This is a genomic window from Arthrobacter sp. EPSL27 (assembly GCF_001512305.1).
Lineage (GTDB): Bacteria > Actinomycetota > Actinomycetes > Actinomycetales > Micrococcaceae > Arthrobacter.
The window spans coordinates 747,605-765,076 of the sequence record NZ_LNUT01000004.1 but is presented as its reverse complement, the minus strand read 5'-3'; the positions used below and the strand labels follow the sequence as shown (position 1 = coordinate 765,076).

17 protein-coding genes and 2 riboswitches are annotated in these 17,472 nt (G+C 68.7%); of the genes, 7 read left to right on the top strand and 10 right to left on the bottom strand.

Annotated elements, in window-relative coordinates; translation table 11 throughout:
* Position 1 precedes the first annotated feature (1 nt).
* Positions 2 to 970 (bottom strand): DMT family transporter, encoded by a 969-nt coding sequence (locus AR539_RS08065; protein WP_066434595.1) that lies wholly within the window; start codon positions 968 to 970, stop codon positions 2 to 4.
* A 33-nt stretch (positions 971 to 1,003) separates the two neighbouring features.
* Between AR539_RS08065 and AR539_RS08060 the strand changes: the two genes are divergently transcribed.
* Positions 1,004 to 1,240: an RNA-binding S4 domain-containing protein gene (locus tag AR539_RS08060; RefSeq protein WP_066434591.1), complete on the top strand. Its 237-nt coding sequence runs from the start codon at positions 1,004 to 1,006 to the stop codon at positions 1,238 to 1,240.
* 56 nt (positions 1,241 to 1,296) lie between these two features.
* Here the strand turns inward: AR539_RS08060 and AR539_RS08055 are convergent, their stop codons facing one another.
* Positions 1,297 to 1,947 carry an alpha/beta hydrolase gene (locus tag AR539_RS08055; RefSeq protein ID WP_066434587.1) on the bottom strand — a complete coding sequence of 217 codons (651 nt, stop codon included), beginning with the start codon at positions 1,945 to 1,947 and terminating at the stop codon, positions 1,297 to 1,299.
* A 70-nt stretch (positions 1,948 to 2,017) separates the two neighbouring features.
* On the opposite strand from AR539_RS08055, the gene AR539_RS08050 reads away from it, so the two are divergent.
* Both AR539_RS08050 and AR539_RS08045 read left to right on the top strand, forming a co-directional pair.
* On the top strand, positions 2,018 to 2,893 hold the full coding sequence (locus tag AR539_RS08050; protein WP_066434582.1) for an SGNH/GDSL hydrolase family protein: 876 nt from the start codon (positions 2,018 to 2,020) through the stop codon (positions 2,891 to 2,893).
* A gap of 97 nt (positions 2,894 to 2,990) precedes the next feature.
* Positions 2,991 to 3,617 (top strand): hypothetical protein, encoded by a 627-nt coding sequence (locus tag AR539_RS08045; RefSeq protein ID WP_066434579.1) that lies wholly within the window; start codon positions 2,991 to 2,993, stop codon positions 3,615 to 3,617.
* A gap of 95 nt (positions 3,618 to 3,712) precedes the next feature.
* Here the strand turns inward: AR539_RS08045 and AR539_RS08040 are convergent, their stop codons facing one another.
* Both AR539_RS08040 and mmsB read right to left on the bottom strand, forming a co-directional pair.
* A complete protein-coding gene (locus tag AR539_RS08040; RefSeq protein ID WP_066434577.1) occupies positions 3,713 to 5,197 on the bottom strand; it encodes a CoA-acylating methylmalonate-semialdehyde dehydrogenase in 1,485 nt (494 codons plus the stop codon).
* Between the two features lie 26 nt (positions 5,198 to 5,223).
* The gene (gene mmsB / locus AR539_RS08035) at positions 5,224 to 6,126 is read right to left on the bottom strand and encodes a 3-hydroxyisobutyrate dehydrogenase (RefSeq protein ID WP_066434575.1); all 903 of its coding nucleotides are present in this window, start codon (positions 6,124 to 6,126) and stop codon (positions 5,224 to 5,226) included.
* Between the two features lie 145 nt (positions 6,127 to 6,271).
* Here mmsB and AR539_RS08030 point away from each other — a divergent pair, with 145 nt between their 5' ends.
* The gene (locus tag AR539_RS08030) at positions 6,272 to 7,171 is read left to right on the top strand and encodes a LysR family transcriptional regulator (protein ID WP_082699324.1); all 900 of its coding nucleotides are present in this window, start codon (positions 6,272 to 6,274) and stop codon (positions 7,169 to 7,171) included.
* Positions 7,172 to 7,293: 122 nt separating this feature from the next.
* Here the strand turns inward: AR539_RS08030 and AR539_RS08025 are convergent, their stop codons facing one another.
* Positions 7,294 to 8,676 carry an MFS transporter gene (locus AR539_RS08025; protein WP_066434564.1) on the bottom strand — a complete coding sequence of 461 codons (1,383 nt, stop codon included), beginning with the start codon at positions 8,674 to 8,676 and terminating at the stop codon, positions 7,294 to 7,296.
* 257 nt (positions 8,677 to 8,933) lie between these two features.
* Here AR539_RS08025 and AR539_RS08020 point away from each other — a divergent pair, with 257 nt between their 5' ends.
* Positions 8,934 to 9,320, top strand: coding sequence for a hypothetical protein (locus tag AR539_RS08020; protein WP_066434561.1), 387 nt, complete (start codon positions 8,934 to 8,936; stop codon positions 9,318 to 9,320).
* 40 nt (positions 9,321 to 9,360) lie between these two features.
* Here AR539_RS08020 and metX read toward each other — a convergent pair whose 3' ends face one another.
* Together metX and AR539_RS08010 are read right to left on the bottom strand one after the other, a co-directional pair.
* Positions 9,361 to 10,512: a homoserine O-acetyltransferase MetX gene (metX, locus tag AR539_RS08015; RefSeq protein WP_066434559.1), complete on the bottom strand. Its 1,152-nt coding sequence runs from the start codon at positions 10,510 to 10,512 to the stop codon at positions 9,361 to 9,363.
* An 11-nt stretch (positions 10,513 to 10,523) separates the two neighbouring features.
* A riboswitch (SAM riboswitch) is annotated at positions 10,524 to 10,639 on the bottom strand.
* A gap of 77 nt (positions 10,640 to 10,716) precedes the next feature.
* The gene (locus tag AR539_RS08010) at positions 10,717 to 12,033 is read right to left on the bottom strand and encodes a bifunctional o-acetylhomoserine/o-acetylserine sulfhydrylase (protein WP_066434557.1); all 1,317 of its coding nucleotides are present in this window, start codon (positions 12,031 to 12,033) and stop codon (positions 10,717 to 10,719) included.
* 62 nt (positions 12,034 to 12,095) lie between these two features.
* A riboswitch (SAM riboswitch) is annotated at positions 12,096 to 12,211 on the bottom strand.
* 204 nt (positions 12,212 to 12,415) lie between these two features.
* Between AR539_RS08010 and AR539_RS08005 the strand changes: the two genes are divergently transcribed.
* Entirely contained in the window at positions 12,416 to 13,054 is a 639-nt protein-coding gene (locus AR539_RS08005) for a VOC family protein (protein WP_066434550.1), read from the top strand.
* 193 nt (positions 13,055 to 13,247) lie between these two features.
* Here AR539_RS08005 and AR539_RS08000 read toward each other — a convergent pair whose 3' ends face one another.
* On the bottom strand, positions 13,248 to 14,018 hold the full coding sequence (locus tag AR539_RS08000; protein WP_066434547.1) for a CPBP family intramembrane glutamic endopeptidase: 771 nt from the start codon (positions 14,016 to 14,018) through the stop codon (positions 13,248 to 13,250).
* A 77-nt stretch (positions 14,019 to 14,095) separates the two neighbouring features.
* Here AR539_RS08000 and AR539_RS07995 point away from each other — a divergent pair, with 77 nt between their 5' ends.
* Positions 14,096 to 14,776 (top strand): histidine phosphatase family protein, encoded by a 681-nt coding sequence (locus AR539_RS07995; protein ID WP_231728538.1) that lies wholly within the window; start codon positions 14,096 to 14,098, stop codon positions 14,774 to 14,776.
* Positions 14,777 to 14,800: 24 nt separating this feature from the next.
* Here the strand turns inward: AR539_RS07995 and AR539_RS19690 are convergent, their stop codons facing one another.
* On the bottom strand, positions 14,801 to 15,436 hold the full coding sequence (locus AR539_RS19690) for a hypothetical protein (RefSeq protein ID WP_066434545.1): 636 nt from the start codon (positions 15,434 to 15,436) through the stop codon (positions 14,801 to 14,803).
* Between the two features lie 806 nt (positions 15,437 to 16,242).
* Complete coding sequence (hutI, locus tag AR539_RS07985) at positions 16,243 to 17,466, bottom strand: imidazolonepropionase (protein ID WP_066434542.1); 1,224 nt, start codon at positions 17,464 to 17,466, stop codon at positions 16,243 to 16,245.
* Between the last annotated feature and the right edge of the window lie 6 nt (positions 17,467 to 17,472).

Sequence of the window (17,472 nt, the reverse complement as noted above, 5' to 3'; positions counted from 1 at the left end):
GTCACCGCTTCAGGGCACCCTTGGGCCAGGGCAGGCTGGCCAGCACGATCGCGGCGAGGGTCAGCAGGGTCCCCAGTACTGTGGGCAACGCCACCACGGTGCCGGGCGCCGGAAAGGCGAGGTCCAGTCCGAGGGAACCCAGCAGTTGCCCGGCGATCATGCCGAGTCCCGTCACCAGCACACCGAGGCTGCGCACCAGCAGGGCGCCCACGCCGATGAAGACGCACCCCATCGGGCCGCCAAGGTAGTACCACCATTCGCCCGGCAGCGGGTTGCCCGGTCCCGCGACAGCCACCTTGACGAGCCAGCCTGCCCACAGCAGGAGGGCCCCGGTGATGAAGTTCATCAAGGTGGCGGCAATGGGCGTGCCGTAGTGCACGGCGGCGGTGCCGTTCATGGCCTGCTGGAAACTCATCAGGAACCCGGCCAGCACGGGGAGGAGCACAGGAACCAACAGCTCCCCCGGGCCCGGGCCGGCGCCGGAGAAGCGCGGCGAGACAGCCCAGGCGACGGCGGCGACGGTCAGGACGCTGCCCAGCACCCGGATGCCGGTGATGGACCTCTTGCCGCCGGGGCCGATACCCATCCGGTCCACGAACAGGCCGCTCAGGGTCTGCCCGGTGACGGTCGCCACCGTAAAGAGGGCGACGCCCAGCAGGCCCACGGTGAAGGACTGCGTGAAGACGAAGAACCCGCCGATGCAGCCGGCCAGGAGGTAGTAGCGCGGGAACCTGCGCTCCCGGACCGCAGGCAGGATCCGGGCCAGCCCCGCCCGGCCCTTCGGCAGCGCGAGCGACACAGCGACCATCACCGCCAGGCCCGTGGTGAAACTCACCACGGCGGCGGCGATCCCGTCCGCGAGCGCCGCCCCGAGGGCACCGTTGATCCTGCCTTGGACAGGCATCAGCAGCCCCGCCGCGACCGCGAGGGGCAGCCCGGCGATGAACGGAAGCCGGGGTGTGTGCGTCATAGCTGTTCCCTTACGTCAGGCATTATTGCTTGTATGAGCAACCCGGAAATTGAAGACATCCCTATCCGCGACGACATGATCCGGCTCGGCCAGTTGCTGAAGCTCGCCAGCCTGGTGGAGGACGGCGTCGAAGCGGCTGAGCTGATCAAGGCCGGGCTGGTCAAGGTCAACGGCGAGATTGACGAGCGGCGCGGCCGCCAGCTCCGCCACGGCGACACTGTGACCGTGAACGGACAGACCGTGCGGATCAGCACCCCCGCCGGGGCTTAGAGCAGCGCCTAAATCCGGAGCGCGACGCCGGGCAGTTGGTGCCCGGCGTCGGGCCGTTATTTGGGCAGCACCACGTGGGTGAGGAACTCGGAGACGTGCCCGATCTCCTGCTGGTTAATCCCGTGCCACATGCCCGTGTAAAGCACCTTGGTGAGCTTCACGTGCTTGCGCACCCAGCCCATGGTGAACTCGATCTTGTCCGGTGTGATGACCGGGTCCTGCTGGTCGCGTCCCCAGAACAGCGGGACCGTCCCGTCCAGTTCGCTGTCGCGGAAAGTGGGGTCACCGCCGGCGTCGACGGCGAAACCCGAGAGCCCGACGACGGCGGCATAGTCCGCGGGCCGGCGCCGCAGCAGCGTGGTTGCCAGCGCCATCCCCATCGAAAAGCCCAGCAGCGTCACGGACGGGTGGTTCGGCCGGACCGTGTCCAGCCAGCCCTCCACGTACGCGGCGGCGTCCTTGACCGCGTCGAGGGAGTAGTCGATGGACGCGGTCAGGGGGAACCAGGTGAACCCGGCGCCGGACACCATCGGGGCGCGCAGCGAGGCCACCGCGAATTCCTGCGGCAGCAGCTCTGCCAGGCTGAGCAGGTCCTCTTCGTTGGCGCCGTAGCCGTGCAGGAATACCAGGAGCGGCTTGCCGGCACGCTCCTCCTCGGGCTTGGACCACAGAACAACGGGGGCGGGGAAGGCAGCGGCGGAAGTCATTGCACCATTCTTACAGTTACCCGGAGGTAACAACCTACGGTGGCGTAGCTTTGCGGGAACAGGGCACGATATGAAGGTGAGCGAAACCGAAGCCGTAGAGAATTTTCCGGAGAACACCGTCCCCCACCCCTGGACCCGCTATGTGGCCATGGGAGACTCCTTCACGGAAGGCATCGGCGACCCCGAGCCGGCAAGTCCCGGCGGACACCGGGGCTGGGCGGACCGGGTGGCCGAGGAACTCAGCCGCGGCCACGAGGGCTTTGCCTATGCCAACCTGGCCGTGCGGGGCCGGCTCCTGCAGCAGATCGTGGACCAGCAGCTGGCACACTGCCTCTCCCTCCGTCCGGACCTTGTGACGCTGTCCGCCGGCGGGAACGACCTGATCCGTCCCGGCGGGGACCCGGATGCCCTGGCGGAGAAGCTGGACTCGGTGGTGCAGATCCTCAGCCTGGCCGGCGCCACGGTGGTCCTGTTCAACGGCCCGGACACCGGGTCCTCGGTGCTGGGCCGAGTGCGCAGCAAAGTGGCCATCTACAACGAGAACCTCCGTACCGTCGCGGCCCGGCACGACGCCATCATCGCGGACATGTGGTCCCTGCGGCAGCTCAACGATCCCCAGATGTGGGACGCCGACCGCCTGCACTTCTCGCCCCTGGGCCACCACACCATTGCGGCCATGGTGCTGGATTCGCTGAACGTCGAGCACACCCTGGAGCCCCTCTCCCCCAAGCCCCTGCCGCAGCAAAGCTGGCGGCAGGCGCGCTCCGGCGATCTGGTCTGGGCCCGCGAGCACTTTGTGCCGTGGGTGGTCCGCCGGATCCGGCACCGGTCCTCCGGCGACGGCGTGACGGCCAAGCGGCCCCTTCCCGGGCCGGTCTTTGGCCCGGGCATGCCACTCGGCTCGGGCGAGGGACCGCCGGCCTCCGAGGAACCGGTGCGTTCCTGAGCGCTGCCCCGTGCCCGCACCGGGCCCGCGGCACCGGGCACGCAGCGCAGGAGGTGGGCGTTAAGCTGGAAAGACACTTCCTGAGAGGCGCGGTACCGTGAACAGTTTGTTCTTTTGGATCATCATCCTGTCATTCCTGATCCCGATGGCGATGCGCTACTACAAGAGGTCGGTGCGCGGGCGGGACCAGAACCAGGGCATGCCGGGCGGCTTCCCGGGCCAGGGCGGCCAGTTCCCCGGCGACCAGCCCGGCTACGGCGCCGGCCCCTACCCGGGCCCGCAGAACAAGCAGCCGCGCGACGGCATGACCCAGCGGGACTACTTCGGGGCCTTCGGCCAGCTCGGCGCTCCGCGGCCTCCCGCCCCGCCGGCGGGCCAGCAGTATCCGAACCAGCCTTTCCCCAACCAGCAGTACCCGGGACAGCAGTACCCGGGCCAGCCGTACCAGTCCCCTGTCCCCTATGAGGACAGCCCGGGCTACCCCGGCAACCAGCCCCAGCCGTTCCAGCAGCAGGCGCCGCAGCAGTTCGGCGGCCAGCAGTTCAACAGCCAGCAGTCCGGCGGCCAGGCGTCGTCGGGCCCCGCGGTGCCCCCGCCGCCGTCGCCGTCGGCCCCGCAGGGCTACCGGGCACGCAAGCTCGCCGAACTGGACCAGAAGTACAGCGGGGGCGAGATCACCATGGAGGACTACTTGGCCCAGCGCGACGAGATCATGAAGGGCTGACCTCCCACACACAACAACGCGGGGTCACTCCCGGCCCATCCAGCAGGTGCTGATGGACCGGGAGTGACCCCGCGTTGCGTTTGGCGTGCGGGTCCTCAGTCGACCTGGGGGAAGCCGAGGTCGATCACCGAGGTGGACGGGTCCGGCCAGCGGGTGGTGACCACCTTGCCGCGGGTGTAGAAGCGGATGCTTTCCGGGCCGTACATGTGGGTGTCGCCGAAGAGCGAGTTCTTCCAGCCGCCGAAGGAGAAGGTCCCCACCGGTACGGGGATGGGCACGTTGACGCCCACCATGCCGGCCTCGACGTCGAACTCGAACTGCCGCGCGGCGCCGCCGTCGCGGGTGAAGATGGCCACGCCGTTGCCGAACTCGTTGTCGTTGACCAGCTGGACGGCGTCGGCGTAGGTCTCGACGCGGACCACCGACAGGACGGGGCCGAAGATCTCGTCGTCGTAGACCTTCATTCCGGGCTTGACGTGGTCCACCAGGCTGACGCCGATGAAGAAGCCGTTCGAGTCGAAGGCCTGGTCCCGGCCGTCCACCACCACGGTGGCGCCTTCCTGGGCTGCGCCGGCGACGTAGGAGGCCACCTTGTCGCGGTGTTCGGCCGTGATGAGCGGGCCCATCTGCGAGGCGGGGTCGGTGCCGGGTCCGATTTTCAGCGTGGCCATCCGGGTGGTGATGGCCTCGACCAGGTCGTCGGCGATGTTGCCCACGGCCACCAGCACGCTGACAGCCATGCAGCGTTCCCCGGCGGAGCCGTAGGCTGCCGAGACGGCGGCGTCGGCGGCCATGTTCAGGTCGGCGTCCGGCAGGACCACCATGTGGTTCTTGGCCCCGCCGAGGGCCTGCACGCGCTTGCCGTGGTCGGCGGCACGCTTGTAGATGGACTGCGCGATCGGCGTCGAACCGACGAAGCTGATGGCCTTGACGTGCGGGTGCTCCAGCAGGACGTCCACGGCTTCCTTGTCGCCGTGCACCACGTTGAGCACACCGGCGGGCAGGCCGGCCTCGGCGAACACCTGCGCGATGAAGTTGGCGGAGGACGGGTCCTTCTCGCTGGGCTTGAGCAGCACGGTGTTGCCGCAGGCCAGGGCGCTGCCGATCATCCACAGCGGCACCATGGCCGGGAAGTTGAACGGCGTGATGCAGGCAACCACGCCCACGGGCTGGCGGACGGAGTGGACGTCGATGCCGCCGGCCACCTGCTCGGAGCGCTCGCCTTTGAGCATGTGGGACAGGCCGGTGGCGAATTCGATGTTCTCCAGGCCGCGGGTGATCTCGCCCTCGGCGTCGGAGAGGACCTTGCCATGTTCGCTGGTCAGCAGGGCTGCCAGTTCGGGCCGGCGCTGCAGCAGCAGCTCGCGGACCTTGAAGAAGATGTTGGTGCGCTTGGCGAGGCTGGTGGCGCGCCAGCCGGGGAGGGCGGCGCGGGCGGCGGCGATGGCCTCCTCGACGCGGGCGGCGGAGGCAAGGGCCACCTCTTTCTCCTGTTCGCCGGTGGCCGGGTTGAACACCGGGCCGTAACGGTCGGCGTCGGAGACCAGGGCGCCGTTGATGAAGTGCGGAATGCGTTCCATGGGAGTTCTCTTTCTCAGGAAGGGGGCTACTTGGCCGCGTCGAGGGAGCCGTCGACCAGCTTGACGATCGCGGAGCAGTCGGTGCCGGACTGGCCGGAGTCGATCAGGCGCTGGAAGAGCTGCTGGACGTGCTCGCCGATTTCCAGCGGGGTGCCGGTGTCCTTGGCCGCGCTGATGGCCAGTCCGATGTCCTTGTTGGCCAGCTCGGTGGTGAAGGTCGGGGCGAAGTCGTTGTTCGAGGCCGCGGTGGGGACCACGCCGGCCACCGGGTACCAAGTGCGTAGGGCCCAGCTGTCCCCGGAGGAGACGGACGCGATGTCCCAGAAGACCTGCTTGTCCAGCCCCAGCCGGTCGGCCAGGACGGCGCCTTCCGCGGTGGAGGCCAGGTTGATGAAGAGCATGAGGTTGTTGCAGATCTTCGCGGCCTGGCCGGTGGTGGCACCGCCGGTGGGGATGATGTTGGCGGCCATCGGCTTGATGTATTCGGTGGCCTCGGCCACGGCGCCGGCTTCCCCGCCGATCATGAAGGTCAGGGTGGCGGCTTTGGCGCCGCTCATGCCGCCGGAGACCGGGGCGTCGACGAAGCGGAAGCCGGCGGCAGCGGCGGCGTCGTGCAGTGCCTGGGCGGAGGCGATGTCGATCGTGGAGGAATCCACCAGCAGCGTGCGCTTGTCCGCGTGGGCCAGGACTCCGTCCTCGCCGAGGTACACGGCGCGGGCGTGCTCACCCTTGGGGAGCATAGTGAAGACGACGTCGGCGCCGTCAACGGCGTCGGCGATGCTCGCGGCGGGCTTCACGCCGCCCGCCTCCGCAGCGGCCACGGCCTCGGCGTTGAGGTCGAAGCCGCGGACGTCGTGGCCGGCCTTGGCGAGATTGACCGACATGGACCCGCCCATGTTCCCCAGTCCGATCCAAGCGATTACTGCCATGGCATAAGCTCCTTTGCTTTGCGTCGTACTCCAGCGTCTTTGCAGTGTCCAGCATCACACCCTGTTACAGTGCAATCAAGGCAAAAAACCACAGATGGTATGTGCATGGATGCACACGCCCGATTGCAGAGGAGTGCCGGTGGACCTGAGGCGACTTCCGAGTCCGGACGATCTGCTGATCCTGCTGACGGTGGCCCGGCTGGGCAGGTTCAACGCCGTGGCGGAAACCCTCGGCACCACCCACACCACCATCTCCCGCCGGATCCTGGCCCTCGACCGGCAGCTGGGCGGGCGGACGCTCGAACGGAGCCCGCACGGCTGGGAACTGACCGACCTCGGCAATGAGGCGGTGGCGGCCGCGGAGGCCATCGAGGGAACCCTCGGCGCCCTCACCCGCAGCATCGCGCAGTCCGGCGACGCGCTCTCGGGCCTGGTCCGGATCAGCACCCCGGACGGCTTCGGCGCGGGCTTCGTCGCGCCAGCCCTCGTGCGGCTGCAGCGGGAGCACCCGCTGCTCAATGTCGAAATGCTCAGCGCCACCCGCAAGGTCAGCCAGAACCGCTCCGGTGTGGACCTGGAGGTGGTGGTGGGCAACCTGGACGTCAGCAACGCGCAGACCATCTTCCTGTCCAACTACTTCCTCCGGCTCTATGCGAGCCCGCAGTACGCGCAGGACCACGGGCTGCCGGAAACGCTCGACGACGTCCGGCAGCACGGCTTTGTCTCGTACGTCGAGTCGGCGCTGCAGGTCGCCGAACTGGGCCACCGCTCCACCCAGCTTCCCGTTCCGCGGTCCAGCTTCCAGGCCACCAGCATCTTCGCCCAGCTGGAGGCCGTTCGGCGCGGGGCCGGTATCGGCCTGCTGCCCAACTTCCTGGTGGTGGGCGATCCCGCATTCCTGCCGGTGCTGCCCGACGACTTCCAGCGGCAGCTGCCCATCTGGGCGGTGGCCCGCGCGGAGTCGCTGCGCTCGGCTCCCGTCCAGGCCGTGCTCGCCGCGGTCCGCACCGAGATCGCCGCCCGCCAGGACGTCCTGGCAGGCTGAGCCGTCCTGGCGGGCTGAGCGCTTTACCGGCCGGACCGGCCGGAGCAAAGGCAACAGCCCGGGCCCCGCAGTGCGCGCCCGGGCTGTTGCCGTTGCTGGTGGTGCTGTTTGTTTCTTCTTGTCTACTTCTTGGAGGCGGCGAGCAGGTCCGCGGTGCCCTGGGCATCGGCGGCATCAATGTCGCGCAGGGAGACGCCGCGGGTTTCCTTGAGGAAGTACACCGCCACCATCGTCACCAGGCAGGCGCCGAGCAGGTAGATGGCCACCGGCGTCGAGGACTTGAACTGGCCCAGCAGGGCCGTGGCGATGATCGGAGCCATGGAGCCTGCCACGATCGAGGTGACCTGGTAGCCCAGGGACACACCGGAGTAGCGCATCCGGGTGGGGAACATCTCGGCCATGATGGCCGGCTGGCCGGCGTACATCAGGGCGTGGAACAGCAGGCCGATGGTGATGGCGGCGAGGATGATGAAGTCGTTCTTGGTGTCCATCATCGGGAAGGCGAAGAAGCCCCAGGTGCCGCCCAGGATGGCGCCGGCCATGTAGACCGGCTTGCGGCCGAAGTGGTCCGACATGCGGCCGACCATCGGAACCACTGCGAAGTGGATGGCATGTGCCACGAGCAGCAGCAGGAGGATCCGGGAAGTGTCCGTCTGGACGATCACCTTCAGGTAGGTGATGGAGAACGTGACCACGAGGTAGTAGAGGATGTTCTCCGCGAAGCGCAGGCCCATGGCGGTGAAGACGCCACGCGGGTAGCGGCGGAACACTTCGGCGACGCCGTAGCCCTTCTTCTCTTCGGTGACTTCCTTCTGGGCCTCCAGGAAGATGGGGGCGTCGGTGACCTTGGTGCGGATGTAGTAGCCCACCAGGACGATTACGGCGGAGAGCCAGAAGGCCACACGCCAGCCCCAGCTGAGGAAGTCAGCGGAGGACAGGGTGGCGGAGAGGGTGAAGAGCACGGCGGTGGCGAGCAGGTTGCCGAGCGGAACGGCGGACTGCGGCCAGCTGGCCCAGAAGCCGCGGGACTTGCTGGGGCTGTGCTCGGCGACGAGGAGCACAGCGCCGCCCCATTCGCCGCCGACGGCGAAGCCCTGGGCGAAGCGCAGGAAGACCAGGAGGGCCGGAGCCCAGTAGCCGATCTGCTGGAAGGTGGGGAGGCAGCCCATCAGGAAGGTGGAGACGCCCACCAGGATGATGCTGAGCTGGAGCAGCTGCTTGCGGCCGAACTTGTCGCCGAAGTGGCCGAAGACAATGCCGCCGATGGGGCGGGCAACGAAGCCGACGGCGTAGGTCAGGAACGCGGCGATGATGCCGTCCAGTTCGGTGCCGGAGTTCGGGAAGAAGGTCTTGCCGAAGACCAGGGTGGCTGCGGAGGCGTAGAGGAAGAACTCATACCACTCGACCACGGTGCCGGCCATAGAGGCCGTTACTACTTTTTTGAGGCCGGACGCTTTGACGTCTTCCTCTTCCGGACGCCTGGCGGCGGCGTTTTGCGTACTCATTTCGACTCCTTTGGCGTCTCCGTCGACACCCTATGGAACTCTGGGCAATGGGATACCTGTGATTTGGAACACTGGGCATCATTCCCAACGAGTATGGACGCTCCCGCCGTGGGCCTCAACGGCCATTAGTGCAGAGCGCATCTGCAAAATTGCACACTCGAACCCGTTCGCCGTGCGGCTGCCACATAGGGTGTACTCCACGCTAGGTGGTGACACCAGGCATTCACCGAGCTCCGAACAACCCGACAGGTACAACCATGAGTTACGAACGGGACCTTGCTTTCAACCTGCGCATCCGCGGGCTCTCCGAGGATGCGATCGCGGAGGCCCTGGATGAGGTTCGCGCCCACGCAATCACCGCCGGGTCGCCTGCTAACGAGGAGTTCGGCAGTTCACAGGAGTATGCCAGGCAGTTTCCCAGGCAGAAAGCGCGGTCGCGGGGTTACGCCGTCGCGACGGTCGGAGCGGTACTGGCAATCACCTACGCCGCCGCCATGTTTTTGCTGCCGTTCCTGGGCATGGATGTCCGTGGCTTTGTGGGCCCCATCATGCTGTGGCCCGCGCTGGTGCTGATTCTGGGCGGTGTGGTGTCCGGTTTTTTGACCGACTACTTCCGGCCACTCCCGACTTCCAGGGTCCACTGAGGAAAGCTGCCGCTCCGCACCGGCCGCGGCAACTACACATCTAGCCGAAGAAGTGTTGCCTGAGCTGGCTGCTGAGCTGGCCGATCTCGGTCAGGAAGCCGTCGTGCCCGATCGGCGCCTCGATGGTGTGCACGGGGACCTCGCCGGGCAGCGCGTCGGCGAGCGCGCGGGTCTGCGCGGGAAAGTACAGCCGGTCCGAGTCGACGGCGGCCAGCAGGAAGTCCGCCGTCGCCGGTGCCAGTGCCTCCGTGAGGGGGCCGCGGCCGCGGCTGACGTCGTGGCTCATCAAGGCTTCGGTGATGGCGATGTAGCTGTTCGCATCGAAGCGGCGGACCAGCTTGTTGCCCTGGTGGTCAAGGTAGCTCTCCACCTGGTAGCGCCCGCGCCCGGCGAGGGAGCCGGCTTCCAGCGGGGCCTCCGCGTCCTGGGCCTTCCGGCCGAACCGGCCGTCCAGCTCCGCGGCGGAGCGGTAGGTGATGTGCGCTATCCGCCGGGCCAGGGCCAGGCCTGCTTCCGGTTGCTGCCCGCCGTAGTAGTCCCCGCCGTTGAAGTTGGGGTCCTGGCGGATGGCCAGGGTCTGGGCCTGGGCGAAGGCGATCTGTTCGGCGGTGCTGCTGGCGCCGACCGAAAAAACGCCGCAGCGCCGGACCCGGTCCGGGTAGCTGACGGCCCATTCGAGGGCCCGTGCCCCGCCCAATGAGCCGCCCAGCACGGCATGCCAGGCGCGGATTCCGAGGGCGTCCGCAAGCCTGGCCTCGGCCGCGGTGGTGTCCCGCAGGGTGACCAGCGGGAACCGGGAGCCCCAGGGCCGGCCGTCCGGCGCCGCCGTCGACGGTCCGGTGGAGCCATAGCAGCCGCCCAGGATGTTGACCGAGACGACGAAGTACTTGTCGGTGTCAACGGGGGCGCCGGGGCCGGCCAGCTGCTCCCACCAGCCCGGCTCCTCGCTGGCGCCGCGCGTGACGTGGGTATCCCCCGTCAGGGCGTGTTCGATCAGGACCGCGTTGGAGGCGTCCGGGTTGAGGGTCCCCCACGTCTCAAAGGCCAGCGTGACATCCGGCAGCCGGGCGCCGGATTCAAGCTCCAGGTCGCCGATCCGGACGTACTGGACTGTGCCGTCCAGCGCCGTCGAGGCGGGGAGGGATGTGGCGGTGCTGGCAGGAGCACCCTGGCGGGTGGCGGCAATCGTCATGTGTAGACCTCACTTCGCGCTTGCCCACCGTCAGCTGACCGGCAGGCCAGGTCTTCACCCGGGGCACCCCGCCGCAAATGGAGGGTTGCCGGCCAGCAAGCCGGGGCTGTCGCTGGCACTCATGACCTGCACTGAGTTTACGAAAGAGGGCGGCGCTGTGGCGAAGATTGTGACTTCCATGTGACGGCCGCCCTCCGCCGCGGCCTAGGCCTCCTTGGCTGCCCGGAAGCCGGCCTCGAGGTCGGCCAGGATGTCATCGATGTGTTCCAGGCCGACGGAGAGCCGCACCAGGCCTGGGGTCACCCCGGCCACCGCCTGCTGTTCCGCCGTGAGCTGGCTGTGGGTGGTCGACGCCGGGTGGATGACCAGCGAGCGCACGTCGCCGATGTTCGCCACGTGGGAGTGCAGTTCCAGGGCGTCGACGAACCGTTTGCCCGCCTCCGCTCCCCCGGCGAGGTTGAAGGCCACGACGGCGCCGGTGCCCCGGGGGCCGTACTTGCGGCCGCGCTCGTACCAGGGGCTCGAGGGCAGCCCCGCATAGGCCACAGAGTCGACGTCGTCCCTGGCCTCGAGCCATTCGGCCACCCGGGTGGCGTTGGCGACGTGCCGCTCCATGCGCAGGCTGAGGGTCTCGATGCCCTGGGCGATCAGGAAGGCGTTGAACGGGGAAACCGCCGAGCCGAGGTCGCGTAGCAGCTGGACGCGGGCCTTGAGGATGAAGGAGAGGTTGGCGCCAAGGGCCCCGCCTGCGCCGAGGTCCCGGGCGTAGACCAGTCCGTTGTAGGTGGGGTCCGGGGTGTTGAATCCGGGGAACCGCTCCGGGTCCTTGCTGAAGTCGAAGTTGCCGGAGTCCACGATCACGCCCGCAATGGCGGCGCCGTGGCCGCCGAGGTACTTGGTGGCGGAGTGCACCACGATGTCCGCGCCCCACTCCAGGGGCCGGATGAGGTACGGCGTGGAGAGGGTGTTGTCCACGATCAGTGGAACGCCGGCCGCGTGCGCCACGGCGGAGATGCCCCCGATGTCCAGCACGTCCTGGCGGGGGTTGGAGACCACCTCGCCGTAGAAGAGCTTGGTGTTGGGCCGCACGGCCTCGCGCCACTGCGCCAGGTTGTCCGGGTCCTCGACGAAGGTCACGGAGATGCCGAACTTCTTCAGCGTGTGGGCCAGCAGGTTGTAGGTGCCGCCGTAGAGGCTGGGGCTGGCCACGATGTGGTCGCCGGCCTCGGCGATGTTCAGGATCGCGAAGGTCTCCGCGGCCTGTCCCGAGCTCAGCAGCAGCGCGGCGAGCCCGCCTTCCAGGCTGGCCACGCGCTGTTCCACGGCGTCCTGGGTGGGGTTGCCGATCCGTGTGTAGATGGGAGCCAGCTCGGCGAGGGCGAAGCGGTTGGCGGCGCTTTCGGCGCTGGGGAAGACGAACGACGTCGTCTGGTAGATAGGCAGCGACCGGGCGCCGGTGGCACTGTCCGGCTCCTGGCCGGCGTGAATCTGGCGGGTTTCGAAGGACCAGGCATTGGACATCGGGAAACTCCTTGGGGACTGGGCCCAGACCGGCCCGGGCCCAAAGGCCGGGGTCAGTGCTGGCGCCGCGCTTGCCGTCCGGCGGGCGCCGGAGGGCCAGGTCTTCACCCGGGGCACCCCACCGCGATACGAGGGTTGCCGGCCAGCAAGCCGGGGCTGTGTGCTGGCACTCATGACCTGAACCCAGTCTAGGAACCGGTTCCGGGCCCTGAATAGCTTTGTGACGAACATGAAGCGGGGCGGCGCTCGGGCCTGGGCAGGCACCCGGGTTCCCTGCAATGGCGCGGAATAGATCCATCCGGGAGGCGTCCGGAAATGACATCCCATCTCGGTAAGGCTCCCCTAAGCTGAGAGCCGCATCACAAAGTGCCAAGATGAGGGCATGCGCATGGATCACGTCTCTTACGCCTGTGAACAAGATGGCCTCGCGGCCACCACTGAAAGAATTGCGTCCGCCCTCGGTGTTGAAGCCGTGAAGGGCGGAGTACACCCCCGTTTCGGGACCCGCAACATGATCATCCCGCTCGCGGGACACAAATACCTGGAGGTCGTGGAGGTCCTGAACCACCCGGCATCCGACAAGGCCCCCTTCGGCCAGGCCGTCCGCGCCCGGTCCGAGGCAGGCGGCGGCTGGATGGGCTGGTGCGTCGAGGTGGACGACCTGGCCCCGTTCGAGGAGCGCCTGGGCCGTGCCGCCGTCAACGGCAACCGCAAGTTCCCGGACGGCCGGGAGCTGGTCTGGAAGCAGATCGGTATCCTGGGGCTCATCGCCGATCCCCAGGTGCCGTACATGCTCAAGTGGGAGGGCGACCCGGAGCTCCACCCGTCCAAGGCCTACGAGAGCCAGGTCAAGATGTCCGCCCTCACGATCGCCGGTTCCGCCGAGCGCGTCACCGAATGGCTGGGTGTTCCGGTGGAAAAGCCGCTGGAAGATGTGGCCGTGAACTGGCTGGCTCCCCGCGGGACGCCCGGCATCCTCTCCGTCACGTTTGAGACGGCCACCGGAGCCGTCACCATCTGACGCTCCACCGCCCCACGCTTCGGCCGCCATCAGCGGGTGCCAACGTCGTCACCCACCGATGGCGGCCGAATTCTTTTAAGCCTGGCCCCCTGCAAACGCCAGACGATAGTGGAACGCGGGGTCACTTCGGGCCCGTCCGGAGGCTCCGGACGGGCTCGAAGTGACCCCGCGTTGCTTTTGTAGCGCAACGGGCTCAGCCGAGGCCGATGGCTTTGCCGAAGAGGCTGAAGCCGACGAACGCCACGATGTCCAGCACCGCATGGGCAATCACCAGCGGCATGAGCCGCCGGGTCCGGGTGTACACGACGGCGAAAATCACGCCCATGATGGCGTTCCCGATGAACGGGCCAAAGCCCTGGTAGAGGTGGTAGCTGCCCCGCAGCATGGCGCTGGCGAAGATCGCCGCGGGCATGGCCCAGCCGAGTTTGCCCAGCCGGTCCAGGAGGTAGCCCACCACGATCACTTCCTCCACGATCCCGTGCCGGATCGCGGACAGGACCAGCACCGGCACCGTCCACCAGTAGGCGTCCAGCGCACTGGGGATGATTGCCGTGGTGATGCCGAGCGCACGGCCTGCCGCGTAGAGGCCCAGGGACGGGATGCCGATCAGCGCCGCCAGTCCGAAGCCCTGCAGCAGGTCCCTGCCGGGCCGTTCAAAGTTCAGCCCGAGCCGCTGGAACGCCGTGCCGCCCCCGGCCGCGCCGGACGGGCGGTGTTCGGTCAGGAAGTAGATCACCAGGACCACGGGCACCAGGGCGAAGACAATGTCCAGCAGCTGGTACGTGAGGTCGAAGTATTCGCGGCTGCTTTGCGAGCGGTTCAGCGTGGACGTGCCCTCGGCGAGCGGCGCCCGCGTCATCTTGTCCAGCAGCTGCACCACCGAATACACGGCGGACTGGCCCAGGGACAGGCCCAGGACAATCCACATTTCAATCCGCAGGCGGCGGCGGGAGGGAACCAGCATGTTCCCATCTTGCCTGCAGTTGCCGGTAGTTTCCTGAATCCGCGGCTGCCGCGCGGCCGGGCCCTATGCTGGGGCTTATGAGTGCGCCCGGGAAAATCATCATGATCCGGCACGGCCAGTCCGCCGCCAACGCCGACACCTCGATCTACAACCGCGTGCCCGATTACCGGATTCCCCTGACCCCGCTTGGGGTGGAACAGGCCCGGGCGGCCGGGGAACAGGTGCGGCGGCTGCTGGACGGCCGCCAGGTCTGCGTGTACGTCTCCCCCTACCTCCGCGCCTACCAGACCCTGGAGGCGCTGGACCTCGGACCGCTGGTGGAGCGGGTCATCGAGGAGCCGCGGCTGCGGGAGCAGGACTGGGCCAACTTCCAGATTGCCGGCGAGATCGAGGACCAGAAGGAACTCCGGAACGCTTACGGCCACTTCTTCTACCGCTTCCGGGAAGGCGAGTCCGGCTCCGATGTCTACGACCGGATCTCCTCCTTTATGGAAACCCTGTACCGGCACTGGTCCAAGCCCGGCTACGCCCCGAACGCGCTGTTCGTCACGCACGGGCTCACCATGCGGCTGTTCTGCATGCGCTGGTTCCACTGGTCGGTGGAGTACTTTGAGTCGCTGAACAACCCGGACAACGCCGAGGTGCGGACCCTGCTGCGGACCGGTCGCGGCAAGTACGAGCTGGACAAGCCGTTCAGCCAGTGGGTGGACCGCAGGGTCGACGAGACCGTGCTGGACGCCCCGCCGATGTTCTTCTAGCAGCTCCCGTTCACCCACGGCCGGTCAGTCAGGCGCCAGGGCGATGACCTGGCGGAACTTCCCGCTCAGGCCGCCCTGTTCCGGCGGCTCTTCCGCCCGGACGACGTCGACGTTCCCCAGTTCCAGCCCGGCGAGGTACCCCGCCAGCTTCCCGGACGCCGCACGCCACACCTCCCCGGCGTCGGCGCCGGGTTCCGGTTCCAGCCGGAGGCGCAGGGTGGCCGGGCCCGTCTGGACCAGCTGACCGCGGTGCAGCCCGGGGGTGGAGTCGATGACCGACGCGACGGCGAGCGGCAGGACCCGGACTGTGGTCCCGCCGGCGGCATGAAGCCGGAGCACATCGTCGCGGCGGCCCGCGACCCTGATGGCAGGCAGGGGGCTGCCGCACCCGCACGGGCCGGCCTTGGCCAGCACGGAGTCGCCGAGGTCGTAGCGGATGATGGGCTGCAACCGGTTGGCGAAGTTGGTCAGCAGCACCGTGTAGGACGGCTCCCCCGGCGGCGTCGGCGTGTAGTCGGCCCCGACCGGTTCCAGAATGGCCCAGTCGCTGTTCACATGCAGCCACCCGCGGGCACAGTCGAACGCCAGCGGCGTGAACTCGGAGGCAGCGTAGGCATCGTGGACGGCTACCCCGAACGCCTCCGCGATGCGGGCCCGCACTTCCGGTCCGGAAGGATTCGCCGGCCAGCTCCACCACCACCGGCTGCAGGTGGAGGCGGCCGGCGAGCTGTTCCTCGGCGAGCAGTGCGAGGGCACTCGGGTACGCGGTGACAGCGGCAGGGTCGCACTCATTCAGGGCGGCGACGAGCGACGCGAGCGGCTGCTGCGCCGGGAACACCCGGATCATGCGGCGCTTCCACCGGCTGCGCCGCCGCTGCCACTGCGCCCAGCCTGCCCCCGCGTAGTGTCCGCCGGTGCCCACCACAGCCGCCCAGCGCAGTCCGCGGCGGGCCATGGCCAGCAGCCCGGCGGGCGACAGCCATGCGAGGTCAATGCGGAGGACAAAGGCCTGCGAGACCGCCAGGGAACGGGGATCGTGCACAAAGATGCCCGGGTGGCCGGTGGTGCCTGAGGTGGTGCAGACGAAGTACCGGCCCAGGAACGGTGTTCCCACCCTGGACGGATCGGCGATAAAGGCCTCCACCCCGGCTCGGGTGACCGCGGGGTCCGTGACCCAGTCATCGAAGTTGGCCATGAGCTGCTGTTTGGTGACCGGCGGCAGCTCCGCCAAGACGACGCTGGCCGGAACCTGGCCGGCGTCCGGGACCCGCCCCGGATCCCGGTTCAGGTGCCGGTACAGGTGCCGGTAGAACGGCGAGCTGGTCCTGGCATGGGCAACCATGGCCGCCAGCCGTTCCTCGCGGCGCCGGGCCAGGCCCGCCGGCCCCTGCCACTGGGCGCGCAGCTGGTCGAGGGCGGTGCCGAGTGTTTCCAGCAGCCTGGCCATGGTGACCTCCCGGGGTGAGTCAGCGGGCGCGGACCCCTGCGCGCCAGACGGCGTGGGTCAGCGGAATGCCCGGCCGGTAGGCCAGGTGGGTGGCGGACGGTGCGTTGAGCAGGTGCAGGTCCGCGCGGTGCCCGACGGCGATCGAACCCACGGCGCGTTCGCCGTCGACGTCGTTCCCGGACTCCCGGCCAAGGGCCAGCGCACCGCCGTACGTCGCCGCGCGCACGGCCTCATGGACGCTCAACCGCATCTGGAGCACGGCGGTGGTGACGCAAAAGGCCATCGAGCTGGTGTACGAGGTGCCGGGGTTGCAGTTGGAGGCCAGCGCCACCTGCACGCCGGCGTCGAGCAGTTCCCGGCCGGGGGCCAGCGGCTGCCGGGTGGACAGGTCGCAGGCCGGCAGGCACGTCGCCACTGTCCCTCGGTGTCCTGTCCCGCGCCCTTCACCGGTTTCTGCGTCCCAGCCCGACCAGCTGCCCGCCAGCGCGTCGACATCCGCGGGCGCGAGGTAGTTCACGTGGTCCACGCTCGCGGCCCCGAACTCGACGGCGAGCCGCACGCCGGGGCCCTCGCCGAGCTGGTTGCCGTGCACGCGCAGCCCCAGCCCGGCATCCCGGCAGGCTTGGAGCACACGGCGGGACTGCTCTTCGGTGAAGGCGCCCCGTTCGCAGAAGACGTCGGCCCAGCGCACGTACGGCCGGACGGCGGCGAGCATGGGGCCGCAGACCAGGTCCGTGTACTCCTCGGGCTCCATCCCGGCCGGGACCAGGTGGGCGCCGAGGTAGGTGGCCTCGTCCGCCACGGTGGAGGCGATGCGGGCGCTGCGCGCCTCGTTCTCGACGTCCAGGCCGTAGCCGGTCTTGGTCTCCAGGTACGTGGTGCCCTGCGAGACGGCCTCCGCCACCCGGCCCAGGGCGAGCCGGGTGAGGTCGAAGTCGCCGGTGTTCCGGGTGGCGCCGGTGGTCACCGCGATGCCGCCGGCCTGGTAGCTCTCCCCCGCCATCCGCGCCTCGAACTCGGCGGTGCGGTCCCCGGCGAAGATGAGGTGGGTGTGGGAATCCACCCAGCCGGGCAGCAGGGCGCGGCCACCGGCGTCGACGGCCTCATCCGCGGCCGGAGCGTCCGCCGTCGGCCCCAGCCAGGAGATCCGCTCGCCCTCGACCACCACCGCCGCGTTTTTCAGGACGCGGTGCTCCGCGTCCTGGGTCATCAGTTCGGCAATGTTGGTGATGAGGGTGCTCATGCGTCC